22 protein-coding genes, 10 tRNA genes, 3 rRNA genes and 1 other RNA gene are annotated in these 26,677 nt (G+C 48.7%); all 36 read right to left on the bottom strand.

The window, feature by feature from the left end:
• Positions 1-40: 40 nt before the first annotated feature.
• The 36 genes from hisJ to MKX75_RS00645 all read right to left on the bottom strand — a co-directional run bounded on the left by hisJ (position 41) and on the right by MKX75_RS00645 (position 26,596).
• Positions 41-865: a histidinol-phosphatase HisJ gene (hisJ, locus tag MKX75_RS00820; RefSeq protein ID WP_339167994.1), complete on the bottom strand. Its 825-nt coding sequence runs from the start codon at positions 863-865 to the stop codon at positions 41-43.
• A 12-nt stretch (positions 866-877) separates the two neighbouring features.
• Positions 878-1,603 (bottom strand): bifunctional phosphoribosyl-AMP cyclohydrolase/phosphoribosyl-ATP diphosphatase HisIE, encoded by a 726-nt coding sequence (gene hisIE / locus MKX75_RS00815; protein ID WP_339170281.1) that lies wholly within the window; start codon positions 1,601-1,603, stop codon positions 878-880.
• 1 nt (position 1,604) lies between these two features.
• Complete coding sequence (gene hisF / locus MKX75_RS00810) at positions 1,605-2,366, bottom strand: imidazole glycerol phosphate synthase subunit HisF (RefSeq protein ID WP_017691268.1); 762 nt, start codon at positions 2,364-2,366, stop codon at positions 1,605-1,607.
• 30 nt (positions 2,367-2,396) lie between these two features.
• The gene (gene hisA, locus MKX75_RS00805; protein ID WP_339167993.1) at positions 2,397-3,131 is read right to left on the bottom strand and encodes a 1-(5-phosphoribosyl)-5-[(5-phosphoribosylamino)methylideneamino]imidazole-4-carboxamide isomerase; all 735 of its coding nucleotides are present in this window, start codon (positions 3,129-3,131) and stop codon (positions 2,397-2,399) included.
• A 299-nt stretch (positions 3,132-3,430) separates the two neighbouring features.
• Complete coding sequence (gene hisH, locus MKX75_RS00800; protein WP_076333455.1) at positions 3,431-4,057, bottom strand: imidazole glycerol phosphate synthase subunit HisH; 627 nt, start codon at positions 4,055-4,057, stop codon at positions 3,431-3,433.
• 3 nt (positions 4,058-4,060) lie between these two features.
• Complete coding sequence (gene hisB / locus MKX75_RS00795; protein WP_062837768.1) at positions 4,061-4,690, bottom strand: imidazoleglycerol-phosphate dehydratase HisB; 630 nt, start codon at positions 4,688-4,690, stop codon at positions 4,061-4,063.
• A complete protein-coding gene (gene hisD / locus MKX75_RS00790; RefSeq protein WP_076333454.1) occupies positions 4,683-5,987 on the bottom strand; it encodes a histidinol dehydrogenase in 1,305 nt (434 codons plus the stop codon). The genes hisB and hisD overlap by 8 nt, the downstream gene beginning before the upstream one ends.
• 129 nt (positions 5,988-6,116) lie before the next feature.
• Complete coding sequence (gene hisG, locus MKX75_RS00785; protein WP_076333453.1) at positions 6,117-6,776, bottom strand: ATP phosphoribosyltransferase; 660 nt, start codon at positions 6,774-6,776, stop codon at positions 6,117-6,119.
• A gap of 1 nt (position 6,777) precedes the next feature.
• A complete protein-coding gene (locus tag MKX75_RS00780) occupies positions 6,778-7,977 on the bottom strand; it encodes an ATP phosphoribosyltransferase regulatory subunit (RefSeq protein WP_076333452.1) in 1,200 nt (399 codons plus the stop codon).
• A gap of 402 nt (positions 7,978-8,379) precedes the next feature.
• Positions 8,380-8,922: a DapH/DapD/GlmU-related protein gene (locus MKX75_RS00775; RefSeq protein WP_076333451.1), complete on the bottom strand. Its 543-nt coding sequence runs from the start codon at positions 8,920-8,922 to the stop codon at positions 8,380-8,382.
• A complete protein-coding gene (gene ppaX, locus MKX75_RS00770; protein WP_017691276.1) occupies positions 8,919-9,575 on the bottom strand; it encodes a pyrophosphatase PpaX in 657 nt (218 codons plus the stop codon). The genes MKX75_RS00775 and ppaX overlap by 4 nt, the downstream gene beginning before the upstream one ends.
• Positions 9,576-9,581: 6 nt before the next feature.
• Entirely contained in the window at positions 9,582-10,607 is a 1,026-nt protein-coding gene (gene lgt, locus MKX75_RS00765; protein ID WP_076333450.1) for a prolipoprotein diacylglyceryl transferase, read from the bottom strand.
• Between the two features lie 121 nt (positions 10,608-10,728).
• On the bottom strand, positions 10,729-11,667 hold the full coding sequence (hprK, locus tag MKX75_RS00760) for an HPr(Ser) kinase/phosphatase (protein ID WP_017691278.1): 939 nt from the start codon (positions 11,665-11,667) through the stop codon (positions 10,729-10,731).
• A gap of 419 nt (positions 11,668-12,086) precedes the next feature.
• The gene (gene ugpC / locus MKX75_RS00755) at positions 12,087-13,211 is read right to left on the bottom strand and encodes a sn-glycerol-3-phosphate ABC transporter ATP-binding protein UgpC (protein ID WP_062837775.1); all 1,125 of its coding nucleotides are present in this window, start codon (positions 13,209-13,211) and stop codon (positions 12,087-12,089) included.
• Positions 13,212-13,314: 103 nt separating this feature from the next.
• Positions 13,315-14,535, bottom strand: coding sequence for a helix-turn-helix domain-containing protein (locus MKX75_RS00750; protein ID WP_339167990.1), 1,221 nt, complete (start codon positions 14,533-14,535; stop codon positions 13,315-13,317).
• Positions 14,536-14,654: 119 nt separating this feature from the next.
• A tRNA-Lys gene (locus MKX75_RS00745) sits at positions 14,655-14,727 on the bottom strand.
• 7 nt (positions 14,728-14,734) lie between these two features.
• A tRNA-Tyr gene (locus tag MKX75_RS00740) sits at positions 14,735-14,820 on the bottom strand.
• Positions 14,821-14,832: 12 nt separating this feature from the next.
• A tRNA-Phe gene (locus MKX75_RS00735) sits at positions 14,833-14,905 on the bottom strand.
• Positions 14,906-14,926: 21 nt separating this feature from the next.
• Positions 14,927-15,004, bottom strand: a tRNA-Asp gene (locus MKX75_RS00730).
• A gap of 9 nt (positions 15,005-15,013) precedes the next feature.
• A tRNA-Thr gene (locus MKX75_RS00725) sits at positions 15,014-15,089 on the bottom strand.
• A 5-nt stretch (positions 15,090-15,094) separates the two neighbouring features.
• Positions 15,095-15,170: transfer RNA gene (locus MKX75_RS00720), tRNA-Val, on the bottom strand.
• Between the two features lie 9 nt (positions 15,171-15,179).
• A tRNA-Met gene (locus MKX75_RS00715) sits at positions 15,180-15,256 on the bottom strand.
• 43 nt (positions 15,257-15,299) lie between these two features.
• Positions 15,300-15,391 (bottom strand) — tRNA-Ser (locus tag MKX75_RS00710).
• Between the two features lie 83 nt (positions 15,392-15,474).
• Positions 15,475-18,400, bottom strand: a 23S ribosomal RNA gene (locus MKX75_RS00705).
• A gap of 203 nt (positions 18,401-18,603) precedes the next feature.
• Positions 18,604-18,679 (bottom strand) — tRNA-Ala (locus MKX75_RS00700).
• A gap of 23 nt (positions 18,680-18,702) precedes the next feature.
• Positions 18,703-18,779 (bottom strand) — tRNA-Ile (locus MKX75_RS00695).
• Between the two features lie 36 nt (positions 18,780-18,815).
• Positions 18,816-18,932, bottom strand: a 5S ribosomal RNA gene (rrf, locus tag MKX75_RS00690).
• Between the two features lie 99 nt (positions 18,933-19,031).
• Positions 19,032-20,584: ribosomal RNA gene (locus MKX75_RS00685) — 16S ribosomal RNA — on the bottom strand.
• The 16S, 23S and 5S rRNA genes sit together here with 10 tRNA genes alongside, the layout of an rRNA operon.
• A 348-nt stretch (positions 20,585-20,932) precedes the next feature.
• On the bottom strand, positions 20,933-21,202 hold the full coding sequence (locus tag MKX75_RS00680) for a pro-sigmaK processing inhibitor BofA family protein (protein WP_076334175.1): 270 nt from the start codon (positions 21,200-21,202) through the stop codon (positions 20,933-20,935).
• 34 nt (positions 21,203-21,236) lie between these two features.
• On the bottom strand, positions 21,237-21,464 hold the full coding sequence (locus MKX75_RS00675; protein ID WP_254848005.1) for a DUF2508 family protein: 228 nt from the start codon (positions 21,462-21,464) through the stop codon (positions 21,237-21,239).
• Positions 21,465-21,698: 234 nt separating this feature from the next.
• On the bottom strand, positions 21,699-22,298 hold the full coding sequence (gene recR / locus MKX75_RS00670; protein WP_062838113.1) for a recombination mediator RecR: 600 nt from the start codon (positions 22,296-22,298) through the stop codon (positions 21,699-21,701).
• A gap of 35 nt (positions 22,299-22,333) precedes the next feature.
• Positions 22,334-22,645, bottom strand: a complete 312-nt coding sequence (locus tag MKX75_RS00665; protein WP_036607248.1) for a YbaB/EbfC family nucleoid-associated protein — start codon at positions 22,643-22,645, stop codon at positions 22,334-22,336.
• A 41-nt stretch (positions 22,646-22,686) separates the two neighbouring features.
• Complete coding sequence (gene dnaX, locus MKX75_RS00660) at positions 22,687-24,432, bottom strand: DNA polymerase III subunit gamma/tau (RefSeq protein ID WP_076334177.1); 1,746 nt, start codon at positions 24,430-24,432, stop codon at positions 22,687-22,689.
• 174 nt (positions 24,433-24,606) lie between these two features.
• Positions 24,607-24,874, bottom strand: an RNA gene (gene ffs, locus MKX75_RS00655) — signal recognition particle sRNA large type.
• A 147-nt stretch (positions 24,875-25,021) separates the two neighbouring features.
• Complete coding sequence (rpmE, locus tag MKX75_RS00650) at positions 25,022-25,219, bottom strand: 50S ribosomal protein L31 (protein WP_036607255.1); 198 nt, start codon at positions 25,217-25,219, stop codon at positions 25,022-25,024.
• A 102-nt stretch (positions 25,220-25,321) separates the two neighbouring features.
• On the bottom strand, positions 25,322-26,596 hold the full coding sequence (locus MKX75_RS00645) for a radical SAM protein (RefSeq protein WP_062838115.1): 1,275 nt from the start codon (positions 26,594-26,596) through the stop codon (positions 25,322-25,324).
• Positions 26,597-26,677: the final 81 nt, after the last annotated feature.

The following is a 26,677-nucleotide window of genomic DNA, read 5'->3' as shown; positions in this document are numbered from 1 at the left end:
TCTAAAAGGTTATTTCCTACCCTCATTATACTCCACTGGCTTATACATTTAAAGGAATGAAAGAACGATGACGGCCTTCAAAAACAGCGACCTCCGTACAGCCCAACTCACGTAAAAGAGCTTCAGCTTCGGGCAAATAATCGCCCAGCTTCATTGGGTCATGTGCATCAGAGCCCATGGTTAATGGAATACCCAAGCGAATAGCTTCTGTCAGCATTCTGCGACTAGGGAACATCTCGGCACAAGGCTTCGATAATCCGGAAGCATTCAGCTCCATGGCGCAGCCGGTTTTGGCTATAGCCTGCAGCGCTGCGTTCTCCAATGTGATACGTTCTTCTGTCTGCTCCGCTGAAGGAACAAAGCCAAACCGTTTAATGACATCCGTATGGCCCATAATATCGTACATGCCCGTCGCAGCAGCCTTGCCTACAGCATCATAATACTGACGATATACTTCAAGGACGTCTTTGCCCTCCCAGTGATGGGTCTGGCGGAAGTCCGTAATGTCCCATTCCCCAAGGAAATGAACGGAGCCAATCACATAGTCCCATGGATAACGCTCGATGATTGCACGGATCTCTGTTTCCCAGCCTTCAATATAGTCACCTTCCAGACCAACACGTACGTCAATCTGTCCACGGTAACGTTCTTTCAGGGAGAAACATTCCTCTATGTAACGCGGCAGTTCATCCATAGGCATCGCCATTTCCGGATAATATTGAGCTGGATCGACATGCAACAATGGCATGTGATCGGATAATCCAATCTGGGATAGTCCGATCTCCACACCACGTTGCACGTATTCCTCCAGTTTACCGACTGCATGTCCACACCGCTCATGGTGTGTGTGATAGTCTATACGCACGTAACTCGCCTCCTAATCGCGGCGAGGCCGTTCATGACGGCGGCTCAGCTCTGACATAATGTCGTCCAGCGGCAGCTTGCGCTCCTGTAACAGGACGAGCAGGTGATACATCAGGTCACTGACTTCCAGACGAAGCTCGTCATTATCTTTATTTTTGGCGGCGATAATCGTCTCGGACGCTTCTTCACCGATTTTTTTCAGTATTTTATCTACACCTTTATCAAACAGATACGTTGTATATGCACCCTCAGGGCGCTCACGTTCACGTTCTGCAATAACGGATTCCAGTTCAGCCAATACCTCGAAGCGACTTTCGGAACTGGAACTTGCAGAAGCAGATGCCGCACCCGTTTCATCCGAAACCTTGTCTGCCAAATTCTCTGGCAAACCAATGATTTCATTATGGAAACAAGTCACCGCACCTGTATGGCAAGCAGGACCATTGGGTTTGACCTCAACCAACAAGGTATCGCCGTCACAATCATATTTCAGGGAAGTAATCGTCTGCACGTTACCAGAGGTTGCACCTTTATGCCACAACTCCTGACGAGAGCGCGACCAGAACCAGGTCTCACCGGATTCCAGCGACAACTTCAGGGATTCACGATTCATATAAGCCATCATTAAAACTTCACGAGTATCCACATCCTGCACAATGGCAGGAACCAAATCATCACTCCAACGAATGTGTTCCACAACCTGTTCCAAGGATAACTGTTCCTTGATTTCATCACTCACTTTAGTCACGGATCTCCACCCCTTGTTCTCTCAAATGTTGTTTAAGCGCCGGTACGGCGATTTCTTTGTAATGGAAAATCGTTGCGGCCAGACCTGCGTCCGCTTTGCCTGTGGTAAATACATCATAAAAATGAGATTCCTTGCCCGCACCGCCCGATGCGATGACTGGAATACGCACAGATTCGGATACGGCTGCCGTCAGCTTCAGATCGAAACCGTCTTTCGTTCCGTCCGCGTCCATACTTGTCAGCAGAATTTCTCCCGCGCCCAAGCTTTCTGCCTGTTTAACCCATTCAAGCGCCTTGATCCCAGAGGGTTTCCGTCCACCATGCGTGTAGACCTCCCACTCGCCCCAAGCTTCATTATATTTGGCGTCGATCGCTACGACGATACATTGGGAGCCAAAGCGACGTGCACCATCTGCAATCAACTGCGGATTAAGTACAGCAGCTGTATTCACTGCAATTTTGTCTGCACCTGCACGGAGAATCCGCTTCATGTCCTCCACTTTGGAGATGCCACCGCCTACCGTAAATGGAATCGCAATCTCGCCGGCTGTCTGCCGTACCACTTCTTCCATCGTTTCGCGGCCTTCTACCGAAGCGGAGATATCGAGAAATACCAATTCGTCCGCGCCCTCGCGGTCATATAGCGCCGCCAGCTCTACCGGATCACCCGCATCGCGGAGATTAACGAAGTTGACGCCTTTGACGACCCGGCCGTCCTTCACGTCCAGACAGGGAATGATTCTTTTTGCCAGCATGCTACCTCTTCCTCTCTAACCGGATATCCTTTACTTATTTACCACACGTACTGCTTCAGACAGATCGATACTACCAGTATACAGCGCTTTGCCCACGATCGCTCCACCAACACCATCATCCGCATGACGACTCAGACGAAGCAGATCATCCATCACACTCACACCACCGGAAGCAATAACCGTCCGTCCGCTCGTCTTGGCAAGAGACACAATCGCTTCCACATTAGGACCTTGCATCATGCCATCACGGGATATATCCGTAAAGATAAACGTTTCTGCTCCATATGCCGCCAGTTCCTTAGCAAGCACCTCTGCCTGTACTTCCGATGTTTCAAGCCAACCGCGAGTTGCCACGTAACCGTTACGTGCATCGATACCAATTGCAACCTTATCCCCGTAACGTCCCAATACTTCCTCTGTAAAAGCACGATCCTCAATCGCTGCTGTCCCGATGATCAGCCGGCTAACACCCAGACCCAGCAAACGCTCTACATCCGCTACCGTACGAAGTCCGCCACCAACCTGAACGGGTACGTTCACCGCCGAGGCAATCCGTCCAATCAGCTCATCGTTAACGGGACGTCCTGCTTTGGCCCCATCCAGATCCACCAGATGGACGTATGTACCGCCTTGCTTCTCCCAGGAAATAGCCACTTGAACCGGGTCATCGTTATAAACGGTCTCCTGATTATAATCTCCCTGCACCAGTCTTACACATTTGCCGTCCCGGATATCAATCGCCGGATATAGGATAAAAGATGACATAAAAGGCCTCCTGAATATGGATTAGATTTGTACGCTTAATTACATACTGACGATATGAATTCTATCGGTACGCTGGATTCTGTGCCCGCGTGTTTAACTTCAGGTATTTCTATAGGTTAGAAGAGTCGCGCAATCTCCATACCAGGCATGCAATGTTAACACACCTTAGCAGTGAGTCATCCGTCTCTGATCATATAAAATTGAAATTCAGCTAAAAACTTTTTCTTTAGGCTTCCGTAGACGATACATCCGTTCTCTTGCACCAGTCCTGTCATCCACAGAACGTATTCCAGAGGTATTTACCTTTGGACAGGCGCGCCTGTCAGAGCTAGAAAGTTGCCGAGCAGCTTCATCCCAAGTTCGCCACTTTTCTCCGGGTGGAACTGCATACCGAAGTTCGATCCTTTACCTACAATGGCTGTAACCGGATGTCCGTAATCCGTCACTGCCAGCAGATCGTCTCTGTTTTCGGTAAGTGCATGATAGGAATGGACAAAGTAGACGTGACCTGCCTCAAGCCCAGTAAATAGCGGGTTTTCCGCGTGCAGGAATTCCAAACGGTTCCATCCCATATGAGGAACCTTCAGCTCTCCTGGTGCGAATCGTACCACTTTACCTGGTAAAATATCCAGTCCCTCATGCTCGCCATGCTCTTCACTTGAGCTGAATAACAACTGCATGCCCAGACAGATACCAAGCAGTGGCTTGGAGCCTGCAGCGGCTTCTTTCACCACCGTATCCAGTCCACTCTCCCGCAGGTGAACCATCGCATCACCAAAAGCACCTACGCCTGGCAAAATGACACCATCTGCGCCAAGAATCTCTTCGCGTTCACCCGTGACCAGCGCTTCGTAGCCAAGACGTTCGACCGCTTTGCCGACGCTGTGCAGGTTCCCCATACCGTAATCGACAATTGCAATCGCCATCGTCTACAGCACTCCCTTCGTGGAAGGCACACCCGTTACACGTGGATCAATCATCGTTGCTTCATCCAGCGCACGTCCCAATGCTTTAAAGATCGCTTCAATCATGTGGTGCGTGTTCTGTCCATAGTGCACAATGACGTGTAGAGTAATCCGAGCTTCCAATGCCAATTTCCACAGGAATTCATGCACCAGCTCCGTGGAGAAACTGCCTACCTGTTGGGAAGGGTATTCTGCACGATATTCAAAGTGAGGTCGGTTACTCACATCGATAATAACCTGGGCGAGCGCCTCGTCCATCGGTACAAACACACTGGCGTAGCGCTTGATGCCACGTTTGTCACCCAATGCTTCTCGCAACGTCTGTCCGAGACAGATTCCAATGTCTTCAACCGTGTGATGATCGTCGATGTCAATATCTCCGCGAGCCTGAACGTTCAGGTCGAATTGTCCGTGCTTCGTGAACAGATCCAGCATATGGTTCAGGAACGGTACATCCGTTTCAATCGTGGATTGTCCTGTTCCATCTACGGCAAAAGCCAATTGGATATTGGTCTCGTTTGTTTTACGATCAACCTCTGCTTGGCGCACTGCGCCTTTGTTTTCAAGTTCCACACCATTATTTTGCTTATCCATTGTCTGATTCCGCCTTTCCTTCCTGTTCTAACCGTACAGCGATTGCACGGGCATGCCCTTCAAGACCCTCATGACGGGCCAACTCTATAATAGCCGCTCCGTTCTGCAGCAGCGCTTCTTTACTATAATAGATCAGACTCGATTTTTTGATAAAATCATCCACATCCACTGGTGAACTGAACCGTGCAGTTCCATTGGTCGGAATAATGTGATTGGGTCCGGCAAAATAGTCTCCTACCGGCTCCGAACTGTACGGGCCGAGGAAGATCGCACCGGCATTCTCGATCCGGCCAGCGTAAGCCATCGGCTCCTGCACCATGATCTCCAGATGCTCCGGTGCAAGCCGGTTCACCACATCGATTCCCTCATCGATGGAATCGACCACAATAATCGCGCCATACTGCTCTACCGAAGCAGCAGCGATATCGCGCCGCGGCAGCACTTCAAGCTGGCGCTGCACTTCGCCCTGCACGGCTTCCGCCAGCGTGGCCGAATTCGTGACGAGAATGGCCGATGCCATCTCGTCATGTTCCGCCTGCGACAAAAGGTCGGCGGCGACATACACTGGATTCGCCGTATCATCGGCGAGCACCACAATCTCACTCGGCCCGGCGATACTATCGATATCGACCGCACCGTACACCTCGCGCTTCGCGAGCGCCACGTAAATATTGCCCGGTCCACAGATCTTATCGACCGGGGCAATACTCTCCGTGCCGTAAGCGAGGGCGGCGATGGCTTGAGCGCCGCCAACCCGGTACATCTCGCTCACGCCTGCTTCCGCAGCAGCCACGAGAATGTACGGGTTAATACCTTCGCCACCGTTCGTAGACGGCGGCGTCACCAGAACAATCTCCGGCACGCCTGCCACCTGTGCCGGAATTACATTCATCAGCACAGACGATGGATACGCTGCTTTGCCGCCAGGGACATAGACCCCGACCCGCTTCAGCGGTCGGATGACCTGGCCTAGCAGGCTGCCGTCCGGCTGCCAATCCATCCACGAGTTGCGTTTCTGCTTCTCGTGAAACGCACGAATGTTGGCGGCGGCTTGTCGAATCGCCGTCACAAAGGATGGCTCCACGGCTGCATAAGCCGCCTGCAGCTCTTCCTGCGGCACGCGTAATTCCGCGGCCGTCAGCTTCGTACGGTCCAGCTGCTCCGTGTAACGCAGCAGTGCCGCATCACCCTCACGGCGAATGTCGCTGACAATACGCCGTACCGTTTCATTTTGCTCTGGCGTGCCATACTCCACTTCCCGCTTCAGATCAAAATCCCGTGCAGGTACAATTTTCATGCGTACAACCTCCTTATCCCCTGTAATGCCGACTTATAGCCGATTCATTTCTTTGTTGTGTCTCTTACTCTTATTCTTGCTTTTGCTTCTGCTTTGCATGTTTCTCATCTATGTTTCCAACGCATTAGTTTATCCCCGAAAGCTTCCCGCCGAAATCTCATTCGATGCCGGAATGACCTGCTGAAGTGCATCACACAAAGCCTGGATTCGTGCATTTTTCATCCGATAACTTACCCGATTCGCGATAAGTCGGCTCGTGATATCCAGAATGCCTGTCATCTCCACGAGTCCGTTCTCGCGCAGCGTCTGACCTGTCTCCACCAGATCGACGATTCGATCTGCCAGACCAATCAGGGGTGCGAGCTCAATAGAACCATTCAGCTTGATCACCTCGACCTGCTGTCCCTGCTCCCGGAAATACTGCGAAGCAATCCTAGGATACTTCGTTGCGACACGTTGCTGGATGCCGGGCTTCCAGTCCGGAAGTCCAATGACAGACATACGGCACTGGGCGATTCCCAGATTCAACAGTTCATACACGTCCCGATTTTCCTCCAGCAGCACGTCTTTACCGACAATTCCGATGTCGGCAACACCGTACTCCACATACGTTGGAACATCCACGGGTTTCGCCATAATGAATTCCATTCCGGCTTCCGGTACTTCGATGACCAGTCTACGTGTATCGTCCACGTCTTCTGGAATATCCAGCCCCGCTTCACGGAACAATTTGGAGGCTTTTTTATAGATTCGGCCCTTCGGCATGGCCACCTTCAGAATATCCGACATCTCAGCGTCCTCCTTCTTCAGATCCGTAAGTAATAACCTGCTCAGCCTGGACGGTTGTTGCTCCAGCAGATATAGCACTTGCCCCAGCCCCGTCTTCAGGAAGAAGGAGTGTCACTACATTTTGTCCCAGACTGCGTAATCTTGCCGCTTCAGTTAATGCCTCCGCCCGACGTTTCGGGCTATATTGGATAAGCACCGGTTTTTTCTCTTCAATGGTAATGCCGTGAACGCCATCAATAATCCGGTTGGTTTTCAGTGCAAATCCTGTAGCTGGCAACGAGCGCCCAAACTGTTGTAAGAGATTATCATACCGTCCGCCGCTACATACCGGGGAGCCCAGTTCTGCTGCATACCCTTCAAACGTCATACCCGTATAATAGGAGAAATCACCGATCATCGTTAGATCAATCAGCACATGCTCGGATACACCGTATGCTTCCAGCACTTCGAATACTGCGCACAGATGTGCAATCGACTGGGCTGCTTCAGCACTTGAACTTAGCTCTACCGCATGTGTGCATACTTCCTTACCACCGCGCAGACGAAGGATCGCTTCAAGCTGTTCTTTCAGCTTTGGCTCCAGATTCAATGCTTCAATCGACTGGCGATAGCCGACATAATCACGTCCGAGTAACCCTTCCTTCAATTGCTCTTGCTCAGCGGTCTGGCCTGGAATCACTTCCTCCAGTAACCCGTTCAGGAATCCCATGTGGCCCATGGCTATTTTAAAAGAAGACACGCCCGCTGCCTGCAAAGAGGCAATCGCAAGCGCAACAACTTCTGCATCCGCTTCAGGTGAATCGTCTCCAACCAGCTCCACGCCCGTCTGGAAGAATTCAGCCTCACGTCCAGCTTCCTCTTCAATGGAACGAAATACGTTCGCATGATAGGACAGACGCAGCGGTAACTGCTCATCTTTGAGCATGGATGAAACGACACGTGCAATTGGAGCTGTTAGATCCGATCTCAGTACCAGCGTGGTTCCACGGCTGTTCAATAATTTAAACAATTTGCGATCTGATGTGGAGCTCGCTACACCTACCGTGTCGTAGTATTCGATCGTTGGTGTGATGATCTGACGGTAACCCCAGCGTTCCATACATTCCAGTACATTCCGCTCAATCGTCCGCAGCTTGGATACTACATGTGGCGTATAGTCGCGAAATCCGGTCGGTTTTTCAAAGCCTTTTGGTTTGGACATTGGTATTATTCACCCCGAGTCAGTAATTTAAGAGTTTTGCTCGTTCTATTTCAACAGGATTTATGTAATGTAAATCCCCATTCTATCTTGTAACCCTGAATCACCGTAATGCTTCAAAAGCCTTCAACTATTGGTTTAGTTCAACCTTTATCACGTTACATTCTCCCCGAATACTTTCACATGGTAAAGTGCTAACAAACTAAAGGATATGGGATATGATAACATGAAATCCGCACTACCGTCAACAATACCGAAGCTTGATCACCCCTGGATGGACATATTGTTTTATACACACGCCGTTGCCCTCACCAATCGGTATTTATATACGAAAAAAGCTGCCATCAGCAGCTTTTTACTTCGAATCATCTTCATCGATTCTTCTTTATTCATTACTTTATTGATTTAATGCAAACTACCCTGAGAAGAATTATCCGTGTTAAAGACCGTCTCTTCCGTAGAAGCTGCTGAACGGGATAAATCACGTAGTGGATTGCCTCCAACAAAAGCTCCTGGTGCAACATCCTTATGTACGACTGCTCCCGCTGCCACAACGGCTCCATCCCCTATAGTTACTCCGGGCAGAATCGTTGTGTTGGCACCAATCAGTACATTTTCCCCGATAATCACCTCACCGAGCCTGTACTCCTTAATGAGATACTCATGAGCGAGAATCGTTGTGTTGTAACCGATGACCGAGTTTTCACCGACCGTTATTTTTTCCGGAAAGAATACATCCACCATCACCATCAGGCCAAAGGCTGTATGTTTTCCCACCTTCATACCGAGCATCCGGCGGTAAATCCAGTTCTTCACCGATAGAATCGGACAGTAGCGTGACAATTGGATCCAGATAAAATTACGAACGCCCTTCCACGGACTCACTGTCTTGTAGATATGCCAAAGTGCATTCTGGTCCTCTACCGGATAGCGGGTTACTTTTCTCATGAACGTCCCGTTTCAATGCGGATGAGTTTCAACAAGTCTCTCATGTCGTGCAACATGTGATCCGGGCCATATCCGTTCAGGATCGTTTCTCCTTTAAGAGACCATGCAACCCCCGCCGAGAGAGCACCAGCATTTTGTGCCGATTGGATATCCACCGGACTGTCACCCACCATTAAGGTTTTAGCAGGATCTGCCCCTAGTTCCGTCATGGCTTTGAGAACAGGTTCAGCGTGCGGCTTCGGATTCGTTACGTCGGTCACTGTTACAATCGTCTTCATATACTTCAATAGGTCAAAACGCTCCAACACCTTTAATGTAGATGGACGAATTTTGGTCGTGACTACACCCATTACGATGCCGGCCTGATGCAACGCCTCTACTACCTCAATAACATGTGGAAAAGGTCTAACCATCGCTTCATGATGGATATCATTATAGGCACGGTAACCCTTCACGTACTCGGAGACTTCCTCCTGGCCAGAGAAAGTCCGCATTTGCTGCTCTAGTGTGCCACCCATATGCGGAATAATCTGTTCCCGTGTCCATGGAGCTGAATGTTCCCATCCCCCCATGACGTGCTGGAATGAGCTGATAATCAGCTCATTGGTATCAATAATCGTTCCATCCAGATCAAACAATACCGTGTCAATCATGTTGCATTACTCCTTTTTATCTTCAACTTGCTTGGATTCATCTTTGGCTGGAGGTGTCACCTTATTCTCTTTGCCAGTAGCCGCTCCCGTATGCTCCATATCATCTGCAGGGACTTTGGACGATACAATCGGATCACTGTAACGAACATCCGCTTTGCCTGTCACTCTTCTCACCACAATGAATACAACAGCAACAATAATGATGCCAATAGCGAGCAGTTGTGAGATTCGTACGTTACCGTAAGCAGGATCCAGATATCCTTGTTCAAAGCCCATTGCAGTCATTGGAGACCACAGCCCGTTCACTAATGAAGCAACCCACTGCGGAGCCTGGAAGCCCAGACTATCCGTACGCAAAGCTTCAATGAAGAAGCGACCGATAGAGTACCAGATGAAATAAGACATGAACAGTTCACCTGAACGCAGAAACTTCTGACGACGCAGAACCAACAGCAAGACCAGACCAACGAGACTCCACATCGATTCATACAAAAACGCAGGATGGTGGAATACGCCTTCTACGTTCATTTGATTTACAATAAAGTCCGGCAGATGAAGCTTGTCTCTCAAAAATGATTCTTCCACAGGACCGCCGTAGGCTTCCTGATTCACAAAGTTACCCCAGCGTCCGATTAACTGTCCAACGAGCAGTCCAGGCGCACAGATATCGGCCATACGCCAGAAGTTATATCCTTTACGACGGAAGAAAATAACTGCACAGATAATAGCACCAATAAGTGCACCGTAGATGGCGATACCGCCATTCCATATTTTAAAGACATCCCAGAAATTATCCTTATAATCTTCCCATTTAAATGCAACGTAGTAGATACGGGCACCAATGATGGCAGAAGGCACACCCAGCAGAACCATGTCCATGAACACTTCCTGCGGAATATTGTAGCGTTTGCCCTCCCGGATCACGAGCAGTAATCCTATCAGTGCCGCAGCACCAAGAATAAGCCCGTACCAGTGAACCTTTAACGCTCCAATAGAGAACGCAATTGGGTTCAACAGTAATAATGTATCCATTCATTCACACTCCTATAAATTCAATCAATCGCATGCATGACGAATGGTTGGCATACCCTGCGCCTTAAGAGAAGCAGTTCATGTCAACCATTTGTCTTGACTTCCTTGTATAAAATATTTCTTAATCCATGTCTTCCATATCTTCCGAGATGGTTGCTGTCAGCTTGTTCGTGAATTGCAGTGCAGCATTCAGACCCATCTGTTTTAGGCGATAGTTCATGCCAGCCACTTCAATAATAACGGCCAAGTTCCGTCCCGGACGAACAGGAATCGTAACGAGAGGCACATCGGTATCAATGATGCGTGTAGTCTCTTCATCCAGACCCAGACGATCATATTGTTTATCCTGCTGCCATGCTTCCAGACGTACAACCAAGGTAATCCGTTTGTTATTCCGAACCGCACCGGCTCCGAACAATGTCATGACGTTGATAATACCGACACCTCGAATTTCGAGCAAGTGGCGGATCAATTCAGGTGCAGTACCGTGGAGCTGAAAATCTGACGTTTGACGGATCTCTACCGCATCATCGGCAATTAGTCGGTGTCCACGTTTAACCAGTTCAAGTGCTGTTTCACTCTTACCAATACCGCTACTACCCGTGATCAGCATACCTACGCCATAGACATCACAAAGTACACCGTGAATGGTTGCTGTAGGTGCCAGTTTCTTCTCCAGGAAACCGGTAATCCGGCTGGATAGAATCGTTGTCGCCATGTTGCTGCGAAGTACAGCCAGATTCTGCTCTTCACTGATATCAATCAGCTCTTGCGGAACCTCCAGTCCACGCGTGACAACGATACAAGGCGTCTCTTCCGTACAAAGACGTTGCATACGATCGCGCCGCTCTTGCTCGGGCAACATTGCAAAAAAGGCTAACTCCGTTCTTCCAAGTAGCTGTACCCGTTCTTGTGGATGGTATTCAAAATAACCGGCCATTTCCAGACCAGGACGGTTCAGATCATCTACCGTAATGACTCTTTTCAGTCCGTGAGATCCAGAAACAACCTCTAACTGAAACTGCTGCACCAATTCGGATACTTTCACTTTTTTCGCCATTTGTCTCTTCCTTTCAGCATTCGCTGTGCCTCTATGTACATCAGATCGTGTATCAGTTCTTTCCATTATTAGCGCATTCACAACATGGGGTACAGATGCATACCCTTCCAACAGTCCATTCTCTTAATCATAAGAAGACAGACCTTCAAATAATCTTAAATGAATTCCGGGCTGAATGCAATCTCGGCCTCCCACAACCATTAGTAAAAAAAGTTCTCTGATCGAAGCACTTTCGAAGATGCTATATTCGTGGTTTAACGGTTGCTTTTCTTAAGTTATCGAATTCTTCAGCCCGCTGAAAACTTATAAATTATAATCTTAAAAAAAGCCCCTTCCAGCAATAACGGAAGGGGCTCTCATTACAATGTATAATTGCGTTAACTGTCAGGTTCCATCGTCACCGAGGAATCTCAGTAGTATTAGTCTTGAAGAAGTACGTTCACTTCAGTCTCTTTGTCAAAGATATGAACCTTGTTCATGTCGATGGCCATTTTAACTGTGGAACCATCACGAGTGTTAGAACGTCCGTCTACACGTGCGATCGTTGTATCGTTACCAACACCGCTCAAGTAGAGGAGCATTTCGTGACCCAGGTTCTCTGTAACATCTACGTGTGTAGAGAATACAGAGTTCGGGGATGCTTCCAGGAATACTGGCTCTTCGTGAATGTCTTCTGGACGAACACCCAGAATGACTTCTTTGCCAATGTATCCTCTAGATTTCAACACTTGTGCTTTACCTTGCGGGATTTCAACGTCCACGCCTGGAGCTACGAAGTGCAAGTTAGCACCTTGCTCAGCCAGTTTACCCGAGATAAAGTTCATTGTCGGGGAACCGATGAAACCAGCTACGAACAGGTTAGCCGGCAGGTTATACAACTCTTCCGGAGAAGCTGCTTGTTGGATGATACCATCCTTCATAACAACGATCCGATCACCCATCGTCATCGCTTCGATCTGGTCATGCGTTACGTAGATAACAGTTGTTTCCAAACGTTTCGCAAGTTTAGTGATCTCCGCACGCATTTGACCACGCAGTTTGGCATCCAAGTTGGAGAGAGGCTCATCCATCAAGAACACTTGTGGATCACGGACAATCGCACGTCCCAAAGCGACACGCTGACGTTGACCACCGGACAATGCCTTAGGTTTACGCTCAAGCAAATGCTCGATATCCAGGATTTTAGCTGCTTCACGTACACGTTTGTCGATCTCATCTTTTTTAACCTTACGCAATTTCAAACCAAACGCCATGTTTTGATATACGCTCATATGCGGATACAAGGCATAGGATTGGAAAACCATCGCGATATCGCGGTCTTTAGGTGCAACATCATTAACGACACGGTCACCGATATAGAGTTTACCTTCAGAAATTTCCTCAAGGCCTGCGATCATACGCAGTGTTGTTGATTTACCACAACCGGACGGGCCTACCAATACCAGAAATTCTTTATCTTTAATGTCCAGGTTAATGTCAACTACAGTTGCTTTATCAGAACCCGGGTATTTTTTGAAAATATGCTCTAAACGTACTCCAGCCATGATTGTTGCCTCCTCAGAGATCATTTTGTAATCGAATACAATTTGTATTTTTATATTACCCTATCTGTATGAGGTTTGACTATTCGCAAACTGCACAAAAATATCAATGCTTTTTCGTCACTTTGTACATAAGCAGTAAAAACTGCACTAGAACGGCACTTTCGAAGTGCCTTACATCATAACCAATCTCTTGTTTGATCTTGTCCAGACGGTACACCAGCGTATTTCGATGAATGAAAAGTCGTTTGGCTGTCTCACTAACATTACAGTCCAGGCTAAAAAAGGTCTCCAGCGTAGCAAGCGTCTCACTATCATTGAAGATTAACGTGTCCTTGCCTGTTTCCTGTATAAAGCGTATACGTTGTTCATCTGGAATGCTCGCTACCAAACGTTCCAGATGCATCTCCCATGGGAGATGAATGTGCTGCGTAACATGGAATGCTCTGCCCAATTGAACACTTTCTTTAAGAAGAGCAGTGACCGATACTAGTTGTTGTGCAGGAATGCATGGCAGGGATGCAGAGAGATGGAATACACCTGCCCACTCACTCGCGACCAATTCATGTAGTCCCAGACAAAATGCGTTTAGTGAATCTTTTTTGGCTTCCGTTGTATCTTCCTCGGCTTCTTCTGTAACAATCTCTTTATCACCCATAAAAATCCACTCTTGCTCTCCTAAAGGAATCAATACAATCTCCTCGCCAAAGTAACTCTCAAGCAACTTGTTCAGTTCCTTGGATCGTAAACGATGTGCATCAGGTGTATCCCCTTGTAGCAAGAACAGAATCTTCTCAGCATTCAATCCTGCAGCCACCACAAAGCGATCAGGAACACTTTCAGATTCCTGCTTGGTTGGTTGTTTGATCTGCTCTTTAAGCCAGAGACCCAGTTCAGTCAGATACTGCTCTCTATCATTCTCATATACAACAGGCTGTGTCTCGTCAGCTAGTCCCGTGTTAGTACGGATCAAAAGCTCAATAAACCGCCGTGTTTCCACAGTAATAGATCTGGCTACGCATCCCCAACACACGACAGTCTCTTCTTTCTCATTCATCCGAACCTTAAAAAAGATGCGCTCTCCCGTGTTCAAACTGATCACATCGGATAATGTACTTTGGGATATAGAGTGATCAGATAACCCCTGAATCTCACCTTCATTACCAAAGATCTCTGAATTCCCATGAAGACCAACCAGTTTTACTACGGATTGCGTCCATTCTTGTATTGTGATTTCATATTCGTCCAAAGTTGTGCCTATAATGACTTCAATTTGCTGTTTTAGATCAGGTATGAGCTTCATATAATGAACGTCACCACTCTGCATGTTTTCTATTAGTTTATCATATCTTGCCCAGCATTAATAAATATCCATATTTCGTTAAAATTACATAACAAAAAAGAGCGACTAATCAAATTTATGATTAATCACTCTTTTCTTAAAGATGAGTCATGAAGGGCTCGAACCTTCGACACCCTGATTAAAAGTCAGGTGCTCTACCAACTGAGCTAATGACTCATAAAACTGGTGGAGGATGATGGATTCGAACCACCGAACCCGTACGGGAGCAGATTTACAGTCTGATGCGTTTGGCCACTTCGCTAATCCTCCAAGGATTAAAGGTGGCTCGGGACGGAATCGAACCGCCGACACGAGGATTTTCAGTCCTCTGCTCTACCGACTGAGCTACCGAGCCATATTTAATTTTTAGGATTAATGGCGGAACCGACGGGATTCGAACCCGCGATCTCCTGCGTGACAGGCAGGCATGTTAGGCCAACTACACCACGGTTCCAGGCATTAATGGTGCCGGCGAGAGGACTTGAACCCCCAACCTACTGATTACAAGTCAGTTGCTCTACCAGTTGAGCTACACCGGCGTATATGGTGGAGGCTGAGGGGATCGAACCCCCGACCCTCTGCTTGTAAGGCAGATGCTCTCCCAGCTGAGCTAAGCCTCCTGGGTAATATGGTAGCGGCGGAGGGGATCGAACCCCCGACCTTACGGGTATGAACCGTACGCTCTAGCCAGCTGAGCTACACCGCCATATTAATTGTGTCTTGATTGCTTGTCCATCTTTAGGTAAAGATGGCGGAGAGAGAGGGATTCGAACCCTCGCACCGCTTACGCAGTCTAACCCCTTAGCAGAGGGTCCCCTTATAGCCACTTGGGTATCTCTCCAAATAACAATCTTCAACATCATTCAAGGATTGCTCCCTGAAAACTAGATTCGAAACGAAACTTACGCGATCAGAACTTGCATATTGGATAAGCCCTCGACCGATTAGTACTGGTCAGCTCCATGCATTGCTGCACTTCCACCCCCAGCCTATCTACCTCGTCGTCTTCAAGGGGTCTTACATACTGGGAAATCTCATCTTGAGGGGGGCTTCACGCTTAGATGCTTTCAGCGTTTATCCCGTCCGTACATAGCTACCCAGCGGTGCTCCTGGCGGAACAACTGGTACACCAGCGGTACGTCCATCCCGGTCCTCTCGTACTAAGGACAGCTCCTCTCAAATTTCCTACGCCCACGACAGATAGGGACCGAACTGTCTCACGACGTTCTGAACCCAGCTCGCGTACCGCTTTAATGGGCGAACAGCCCAACCCTTGGGACCTACTTCAGCCCCAGGATGCGATGAGCCGACATCGAGGTGCCAAACCTCCCCGTCGATGTGGACTCTTGGGGGAGATAAGCCTGTTATCCCCAGGGTAGCTTTTATCCGTTGAGCGATGGCCCTTCCATGCGGTACCACCGGATCACTAAGCCCGACTTTCGTCCCTGCTCGACTTGTAGGTCTCGCAGTCAAGCTCCCTTATGCCTTTGCACTCTTCGAATGATTTCCAACCATTCTGAGGGAACCTTTGGGCGCCTCCGTTACTCTTTAGGAGGCGACCGCCCCAGTCAAACTGCCCACCTGACACTGTCCCCGCACCGGATTACGGTACCAGGTTAGAACCTAGATACGATCAGGGTGGTATCCCAACGTTGCCTCCACGCAAGCTGGCGCTCACGTTTCAAAGGCTCCCACCTATCCTGTACAGATCGTACCCAAATTCAATATCAAGCTGCAGTAAAGCTCCATGGGGTCTTTCCGTCTTGTCGCGGGTAACCTGCATCTTCACAGGTATTAAAATTTCACCGGATCTCTCGTTGAGACAGCGCCCAAGTCGTTACGCCATTCGTGCGGGTCAGAATTTACCTGACAAGGAATTTCGCTACCTTAGGACCGTTATAGTTACGGCCGCCGTTTACTGGGGCTTCGGTTCACAGCTTCGGATTGCTCCTAACCACTCCCCTTAACCTTCCAGCACCGGGCAGGCGTCAGCCCGTATACTTCGCCTTACGGCTTCGCACAGACCTGTGTTTTTGCTAAACAGTCGCTTGGGCCTTTTCACTGCGGCCCCCTCGTGCTATTCACACTACCGGGGCACCCCTTCTCCCGAAGTTACGGGGTCATTTTGCCGAGTTCCTTAACGAGAGTTCTTCCGCGCGCCTTAGAATACTCTTCTCGCCTACCTGTGTCGGTTTGCGGTACGGGCACCATCACCTGGCTAGAGGCTTTTCTTGGCAGTGTGAGATCATGACCTTCGCTACTGTAATTTTCACTCCCCATCACAGCTCAGCCTTACAATGTGCGGATTTGCCTACACATCAGCCTTACTGCTTAGACGGACATCCATCAGTCCGCGTCACTACCCTACTGCGTCCCCCCATTGCTCATAACGGCTTACGGTGGTACAGGAATTTCGACCTGTTGTCCTTCGACTACGCCTTTCGGCCTCGCCTTAGGTCCCGACTTACCCTGAGCGGACGAGCCTTCCTCAGGAACCCTTAGGCTTTCGGCGGATCAGATTCTCACTGATCTTTTCGTTACTCATACCGGCATTCTCACTTGTATAATGTCCAGCGCTCCTTACGGTACACCTTCAACCCTTATACAACGCTCCCCTACCCCTGATGCAAAGCATCAAGCCATAGCTTCGGTGGTGTGTTTAGCCCCGTTACATTTTCGGCGCAGAGTCACTCGACCAGTGAGCTATTACGCACTCTTTCAATGGTGGCTGCTTCTAAGCCAACATCCTGGTTGTCTGTGCAACTCCACATCCTTTCCCACTTAACACACACTTGGGGACCTTAGCTGATGGTCTGGGCTGTTTCCCTTTTGACAATGGATCTTAGCACTCACTGTCTGACTCCCGGAAGTAAGTCTATGGCATTCGGAGTTTGACTGAGCTTGGTAACCCTTGCGGGCCCCGCACCCAATCAGTGCTCTACCTCCACGACTCTGTTTTCCGAGGCTAGCCCTAAAGCTATTTCGGGGAGAACCAGCTATCTCCGAGTTCGATTGGAATTTCTCCGCTACCCCCACCTCATCCCCGCATTTTTCAACATGCGTGGGTTCGGGCCTCCAGTGCGTGTTACCGCACCTTCACCCTGGACAGGGGTAGATCACCCGGTTTCGGGTCTACGTCCACGTACTAAGTCGCCCTATTCAGACTCGCTTTCGCTGCGGCTCCGGCTCTTCACCTTAACCTTGCACGGGAACGTAACTCGCCGGTTCATTCTACAAAAGGCACGCCATCACCCCTAAAACGGGCTCTGACTTTTTGTAAGCACACGGTTTCAGGTTCTATTTCACTCCCCTTCCGGGGTGCTTTTCACCTTTCCCTCACGGTACTGCTTCACTATCGGTCGCTAGGAAGTATTTAGCCTTGGCAGATGGTCCTGCCGGATTCATACGGGGTTTCACGTGCCCCGCACTACTCGGGATCCGTCTCGGAGGGAACAGACTTTCAATTACAGGGCTTTTACCTTCTTTGGCGGGCCTTTCCAGACCTCTTCGCTTAATCGGTTCCTTTGTAACTCCATGTGAGACGTCCCACAACCCCAAAGAGCAAGCTCTCTGGTTTGGGCTTCTCCGCGTTCGCTCGCCGCTACTGACGGAATCACTATTGTTTTCTCTTCCTCAGGGTACTTAGATGTTTCAGTTCCCCTGGTATGCCTCTACACAACCTATGTATTCAGTTATGAGTAACTGGAAATTACCCCAGCTGGGTTTCCCCATTCGGACACCCCCGGATCAAAGCTTGCTTACAGCTCCCCGAGGCAGTTTCGTTGTTCGCCACGTCCTTCATCGGCTCCTAGCGCCTAGGCATCCTCCGTGTGCTCTTAGTAGCTTAACCATATCGCTCGTGTTCGAGCTGTCACTCCACTTGGTTTGCTTGCGCAAATCCAAAAGTCGTTCCATTTCGATCACTCGCTCATGCAATCTACCTTATAAAAACACTTCACTTGTTTACACAAGATCAGCTTAAAGGAATGTTCTAATTCGCGTTTGTTTCGTTTCGATATCTAGTTTTCAAAGAACAAACTTGTAAATCATTTTTGGTGGAGCCAAGCGGGATCGAACCGCTGACCTCCTGCTTGCAAGGCAGGCGCTCTCCCAGCTGAGCTATGGCCCCATATAAAGTTTAAAAGATGTAAATGGTGGGCCCTGGTGGACTCGAACCACCGGCCTCACCCTTATCAGAGGTGCGCTCTAACCAACTGAGCTAAGGGCCCACATTATATTTACTATTTGAACCCAAAATGGGTTACGCTTGGCGGCGTTCTACTCTCCCAGGACCCTGCGGTCCAAGTACCATTGACGCTGAAGGGCTTAACGGTCGTGTTCGGGATGGGAACGTGTGGAACCCCTTCGCTATCGCCACCAAACGTTTGAGAGTTTGAGCTCTCAAAACTGAGCAACGAGTGAGTGTTTTGTAGCTAAGCTACATATTTGAATGTTTCCACTCGGGAAACGATTCTCCATAGAAAGGAGGTGATCCAGCCGCACCTTCCGATACGGCTACCTTGTTACGACTTCACCCCAATCATCTATCCCACCTTCGGCGGCTGGCTCCTTGCGGTTACCCCACCGACTTCGGGTGTTATAAACTCTCGTGGTGTGACGGGCGGTGTGTACAAGACCCGGGAACGTATTCACCGCGGCATGCTGATCCGCGATTACTAGCAATTCCGACTTCATGCAGGCGAGTTGCAGCCTGCAATCCGAACTGAGACCGGCTTTGTTGGGATTGGCTCCATCTCGCGATTTCGCAGCCCGTTGTACCGGCCATTGTAGTACGTGTGTAGCCCAGGTCATAAGGGGCATGATGATTTGACGTCATCCCCACCTTCCTCCGGTTTGTCACCGGCAGTCTATCTAGAGTGCCCATCCGAAATGCTGGCAACTAAATATAAGGGTTGCGCTCGTTGCGGGACTTAACCCAACATCTCACGACACGAGCTGACGACAACCATGCACCACCTGTCTCCTCTGTCCCGAAGGAAAGATACATCTCTGTACCGATCAGAGGGATGTCAAGACCTGGTAAGGTTCTTCGCGTTGCTTCGAATTAAACCACATACTCCACTGCTTGTGCGGGTCCCCGTCAATTCCTTTGAGTTTCAGTCTTGCGACCGTACTCCCCAGGCGGAGTGCTTAATGTGTTAACTTCGGCACCAAGGGTATCGAAACCCCTAACACCTAGCACTCATCGTTTACGGCGTGGACTACCAGGGTATCTAATCCTGTTTGCTCCCCACGCTTTCGCGCCTCAGCGTCAGTTACAGCCCAGAGAGTCGCCTTCGCCACTGGTGTTCCTCCACATATCTACGCATTTCACCGCTACACGTGGAATTCCACTCTCCTCTTCTGCACTCAAGTCACCCAGTTTCCAGTGCGATCCGGGGTTGAGCCCCGGGATTAAACACCAGACTTAAATGACCGCCTGCGCGCGCTTTACGCCCAATAATTCCGGACAACGCTTGCCCCCTACGTATTACCGCGGCTGCTGGCACGTAGTTAGCCGGGGCTTTCTTCTCAGGTACCGTCACCTTGAGAGCAGTTACTCTCCCAAGCGTTCTTCCCTGGCAACAGAGCTTTACGATCCGAAAACCTTCATCACTCACGCGGCATTGCTCCGTCAGGCTTTCGCCCATTGCGGAAGATTCCCTACTGCTGCCTCCCGTAGGAGTCTGGGCCGTGTCTCAGTCCCAGTGTGGCCGATCACCCTCTCAGGTCGGCTACGCATCGTCGCCTTGGTGAGCCGTTACCTCACCAACTAGCTAATGCGCCGCAGGCCCATCCCCAAGTGACAGATTGCTCCGTCTTTCCAGTTCTCTTCAGGCGAAGAAAACAACTATTCGGTATTAGCTACCGTTTCCGGTAGTTGTCCCAAACTTGAGGGCAGGTTGCCTACGTGTTACTCACCCGTCCGCCGCTAACCATCAGAGAAGCAAGCTTCTCTTCAAGTCCGCTCGACTTGCATGTATTAGGCATGCCGCCAGCGTTCGTCCTGAGCCAGGATCAAACTCTCCAATAAAGTATTGAAAAGAGCGATAAGCTCATTTTGAATCTGACGAGATTAAAAATCTCATTTGTGCTCCAGCCGATTCAAGCCAAGGCTTGTCTCCAACTTTCGCGTTCATTCTGCAAGCAGAATGTTTACTCACTCGTTGTTCAGTTTTCAAAGATCAAACTTGTTTTTTTGTCACCATTTTCTCTCAGCGGCGACTTTTATAATATATCATACTTCGTTTGTTTTGGTCAAGTGTTTTTTTGAAATTCTTTTTCGAAGCTCGTAATGAACTTCTTTATTTCATCAAAAGCATGTAACCAAGCAAGCAAAGCAACGAGATATAATGTACCATATAAATATCTCCGAAGTCAACTATCCAAACAAAGAAATTTTCAATCCCAATAATAGCCCCACACCCGGCAATCCCAAAACAGTTACAGTTCCTATGGTTGCAGGGTTCAGAGGGATATAGGTTCCAGTTAACCAGCCGGAATAATTGACGATATATATACCTACTGCTGCCAACACCAGATGAATTCCAAACGATGTGAAAAACGATAAACCTATCCGCTTTCTGAATAAAATAACGATAAGCCCCAGTAATGATATAACCAATACACTTCCCAATATGATACTCTTCACATCCAACACCTCCATGTATAGTGTAAATCTGAATCTACATACTAATCCCTCGCTGTGTTTCAACCTCATCATTAGCTCTGGCACGTTTGGCTCTCTTTAAATGGATCTGATACTTCCGCTCGGCCGCCTCCAATACATAGATGGCATAATCAATCTCATCTTGCCCCTGCGCTTCTTCGAACTGTCTCATAGCCCGTTCCCATTCCTGCTTTGCCGTCTGAATATCTGCATAGATCTGGTCCGCCTCAAGATCCTTCAACATTCTGTTGTGTTTCTCTACCGAGTTCCGTGTATTTCGCCACATAAACATAAGCTCTCCTCCTCCTGATCAGCACAGCATATTCTCATACTTATCAGGGAAAGGACAAACTTAGAACTTGGACGTTTCATTTTAATCATAAAAAAAGAGAGCCCTAGGGCTCTCTTTGCACATCAAAGCATATTTAGCATCCGAAGTTTCTATGGAAGTATACTGTGCGAAACCAATTCTAACACACTAACGCATCTCCCTACGCCCTTCCAGCGCTTTGGAAAGAGTCACTTCATCCGCATACTCCAGATCGCCACCTACAGGCAATCCATGGGCAATCCGGGTCACACTAATCTCAAACGGACGCACCAGGCGGGAGATGTACATCGCTGTAGCCTCACCCTCAATATTGGGGTTCGTCGCCAGAATGATCTCTTTTATCCGTTCATCACTTAATCGAATCAGGAGTTCCTTCAAACGGATATCGTCTGGGCCAATTCCCTCCATAGGTGAAATCGCACCCTGTAACACATGATAGTACCCATCGAATTCCTTGGTGCGCTCCATCGCCACCAGATCCTTCGAATCCTGGACTACACAGATTACAGAGACATCCCTGGACTTATCCTGACAGATTCGACACGGATCCGTGTCGGTGATATTACAACACACAGAGCAGTAATGAAGGTTACGCTTCACACTCACGAGTGCTTTGGCAAAATCGATAACGTCATCTTCCTTCATGTTAAGCACATGAAAAGCTAAACGCGCCGCAGTCTTGGGACCCACACCCGGCAACCGGGTGAAGGCATCAATCAGCTTGGCTATCGGTTCGGGATAATACAATCGATTGTGTCTCCTTTGACAGGATCAATTTTTAATTAAAATAATCCCGGAATATTCATGCCACCTGTGAACTTGCCCATATCCTTGTTGGCAATCTCATCAGCCTTGGCCATTGCATCATTAACAGCTGTCATAACGAGATCCTGCAACATTTCAACATCTTCCGGATCTACCGCTTCAGGTTTGATCGTGATAGCAAGCAATTTCTTGTGTCCGTTAACTTCAGCCGTCACAACACCGCCACCTGAAGTACCTTGGACTGTTTTGTCCGCCAGTTCCTCTTGTGCTTTCAGCATTTGCTCCTGCATTTTCTTCACTTGTTTCATCATTTGGTTCATGTTGTTCATAATTGTTCATCTCCTTTGTTATGGTTATCGCGCTATGCGCATTATTCTTTGATCACTACAAGGTCCTCACCAAAGAGCTGGATGGCTTCATCAATCCAAGGCTGTTTGTTGCCTGAACCGCCGTCTTCATGCTCAGGTTCAAGCTTAAAGTCCTCCTTTGGCGCTTCAGAAGCTCCTTCCATTGCCCCGGTCCAATCTTTGAGCATCATCGTCACCAAACGTGCCGGACGCCCAAGTTGTTCGGACAACACCCGCTCAATAACTTCGCGGTTAGCCTGCTTCTCCGTTGTTTCACGGTGGATATTGTTTTTAAAAGCAACCAGAACGTTGTCTTCAAGCAATGATACTGGCTCACCATCCACAAACCAGGCATGAACGGTAACCCGCTCCTCCTTCACTCGCTGAAGGATCTGACTCCATTTTTTGCTGATTTCTGTGAACTCAGGCGCTCCCTTGCGCGCAACATATTGATCCAACTGTGCAGGAAGCTTCGCAGGCGAGTTCCCTCTCGATACAGGGGCTCTTGTTGCCGGACGCGATGGAGCACTTGATGCACCCTCTCCACCAGACAACCCACTTTTAAGTGCTCGATCCAATTTCTTCTCCAGCTCAGCAAGTTGCTGCTTCAAGCGGTTGATCTCTCCCCCATCAGCAGGTGCCGCATGAGACGAAGCTCCAACTTGAACAGAAGCCTCTCCTTGTGCTGGAATACTACACAGTTTAAGCAACGCGACTTCAAATAATGTCTGTGGCTGTACCGCGTACTTCATTTCACTCTGGTACCGATTAAGGGTGTCGATCATATGGAACAGTTGTTCCTTTGTGAAGGAATCGGCCATATCACGGAAAGATTCCGGATTAAGTACCCGATCCGTCAGTTTATCTGCATCAGGCACCATCTTAATCATAAGCAAATCACGGAAATAATACAGTAAATTCTCCATGCACTTGTCTGCACTCTTTCCTTCGTGCATGAAGCCTTCAATCATCTGCAAAATGTGACCAACATCACCTTTGAGTAGCGAAGCAGCCAATTTGGCAAATTGCTCTGAGGCAATTCCACCAGTCATATCCATAACCTGCTGGTACGTTACTCGTCCATCCGTAAATGAAGAGATCTGATCCAGCACACTAAGTGCATCCCTCATTCCACCGTCCGATAAACGGGCAATGTATTGGAGTGCATCCTGGTCAGCTTCCATGCCTTCCTGTTCACAGATCAGTGTAAGCCTTGCTGTCTGCTCCTCCAGGGAAACCCGACGAAAATCAAATCGCTGACAACGCGATATAATGGTAGCCGGCAGGCGATGTGGTTCCGTTGTTGCCAAAATAAACATCACATGTGGTGGTGGCTCCTCCAATGTTTTGAGCAAAGCATTGAATGCCTCCGTCGTCAGCATGTGCACTTCATCAATAATATAGACTTTCTGCCGGACTTCGGTTGGCGCATATTTAACCTTTTCCCGAAGATCACGGATTTCCTCAACGCCTCGATTGGATGCAGCATCAATCTCCTGCACATCCATCACAGCGCCAGTCGTAATCCTGCGGCAAGCTTCACACTCGTTACAAGGTTCAGGCGCAGGTCCACGTTCGCAGTTCACAGCTTTGGCCAAAATCTTGGCGGCACTTGTCTTTCCCGTTCCTCTGGGCCCGCTAAATAAGTAGGCATGGGAAGTCCGCTGTTCACGAATCGCGTTCTGCAAGGTCTGAATAATATGCTGTTGTCCCACCATATCTTGAAACGACTGGGGACGCCAAGCCCGGTATAACGCGATATGCTCCATGATGCGTTACCTTCCTTCCACTTCGCATTCGAGTCCTTTGTCGTTCCCCTATTATACTATATTCCGGGGTGAATCCAAACTTTATCTGACTCATTCATGCGTGGTTTTTTAAGGCATATCAAAAAGACCCCTGCATACATACAACTGCAAAGGTCTCTACATTTAAATGGTAAGCCGTGCACCTGCTATCGATATTTGCGATCCAAGTGGCACCCCTGAACAATAGCTCGGGCTAGGCAACCCTCCGGCACAAGAGTGATCTCACTTATGGCTGCTTCCTTCCGGACCTGACCAGGTTCATGAGTACTCATTGCGGAGGACCCAACCGTCAACACCACGTTTAGGGACCAAACCTCACATCGACAAAACCTCTAGCAGGAATTCAACCTCGCTATAGCGGATTGCGAGTTACAGGGCACCGCTACCTCCCCATCTAGCACGGTAAGAAATAGTATAACGTAAGGTTATCCAAATTGCAACCAGAAGGAACGCGTAGACAACTAGGCACACATAAAACATATAAAAACCCCTGCCAGTTCAGCAGGGGTGGGTTGGATGCAATTAGCAGACAACTCCGAGAATTGTCCTATTAGATTCCGTATTTCTTCTTGAAACGATCAACACGGCCGCCAGCATCGATAAACTTCTGTTTACCTGTGAAGAACGGGTGGCACGCGGAGCAAATCTCTACACGAAGTCCGTCTTTAACCGAACCTGTCTCAAAAGTATTCCCGCAAGCGCAAGATACTTGACCAATCGTGTAATTAGGATGAATTGCTTCTTTCATTACCTTTCACCTCTTTCCGCCCTGAGCCTCAAGCGGACCCAGAGTAAATGGCACAACTCTGAGATTATAACACGGCCTATTGCCTGTTGCAATCCATTATTGTTAAGAGGTAATCAACCGTTTAGGGCGTGCCATTCCAGCTGGTGGAACGTGGGTATACGAACCAATCACCACATCAGGCAGCTCGTCTTCAAAGATCTCAATCATCTGCTTCATACCTAAGATATCGCCTTGAGCTGGGGGAATTAATTCCAAGTAGCTCTCCGGATCAATATTGAGGTTACGCATCTGAATCAGGCGTAGATCCGTTCTTCGTGCAAACTCAATCATTGCCTCGATTTCTTCTTCACGATCTGTTACGCCCGGGAAAATCAAATAGTTAATGGATGTGTATACGCCTTGCTGCGCTGCGTATTTCATCGACTTCTCGACATTAGCCAAGGTATAACCACGTGGCTTATAGTAGGCGTTATAATGGTCATCCAGTGCACTAATTGTACTTACACGCATCAGATCCAATCCAGCGTCTACAATGCCTCTAATGTGATCGTTCAGACCGGCATTGGTATTAATATTGATATACCCCATATCCGTTACAGAACGCACTTCACGAATCGCTTCAATAATCAGCTTGGCCTGCGTGGAGGGCTCCCCTTCACAACCTTGTCCAAAGCTAATGATGGATTCCGGCGTTTTCAGGTGTTCCATCATGACCTGGACAATCTCATCCACACGCGGACGGAAGTTCATACGTGTCTGCGGTGAAACAAAGCCACTGTCATCCGGTTGCTCGGAGATACATCCGAAACAGCCCGCATTACAGGAATAAGATACCGGTACTCCGCCTTCCCAACGATTCAGGAACGTGTTCGACGAAGTTAGACATTCATATCCCAGTGCACAATTGGACAGGTGGGTATAAAGGCGGTTCTCGGGATATTGCTCCGTCAACCGTTTAACTCCGGAACGCACATCGTCCCGATCACAGTTCAGCGGATTCCATTTGTCGGGACTATCCGACTTCGAAGCCGTGACATAGAAACCGCCGTCTTTCCAAACTACTGCGGAATAACCGAACAACGGCAACTTATACTCCTTATCCGTCTTCACATAACCAGGGAGACACAAACGAGTGAATCCTTGTGGAAGCAACGCACCTACAGCCTGTGTGTCTGTTGGCATCGGCAGCATCTCACCTGTGTCCGGGTCCATACCAATGGGCCGGGTACTTGGGAGTCCAACCAACGTTGCACCCTCTGGCAAAGGAATCAACTCATCCTCCATAATCTCAACGATCATATCTCCACTGCGGGCAAGCCCGTACAGGGAAGGGTGATCAAATACATTACCTTTTTCATCTGCGTATACTAAATACATGATGTTCTCCTCACATCTAATGGGTTAAACCTAACGACGAGTGTATTGTAAAATTCACAGCAACGCTGTAAAAGCATGTTA

It is taken from the genome of Paenibacillus sp. FSL R5-0341, from assembly GCF_037975235.1.
Taxonomy (GTDB): domain Bacteria; phylum Bacillota; class Bacilli; order Paenibacillales; family Paenibacillaceae; genus Paenibacillus; species Paenibacillus amylolyticus_A.
This window is presented reverse-complemented; position numbering and strand designations above follow the sequence as displayed.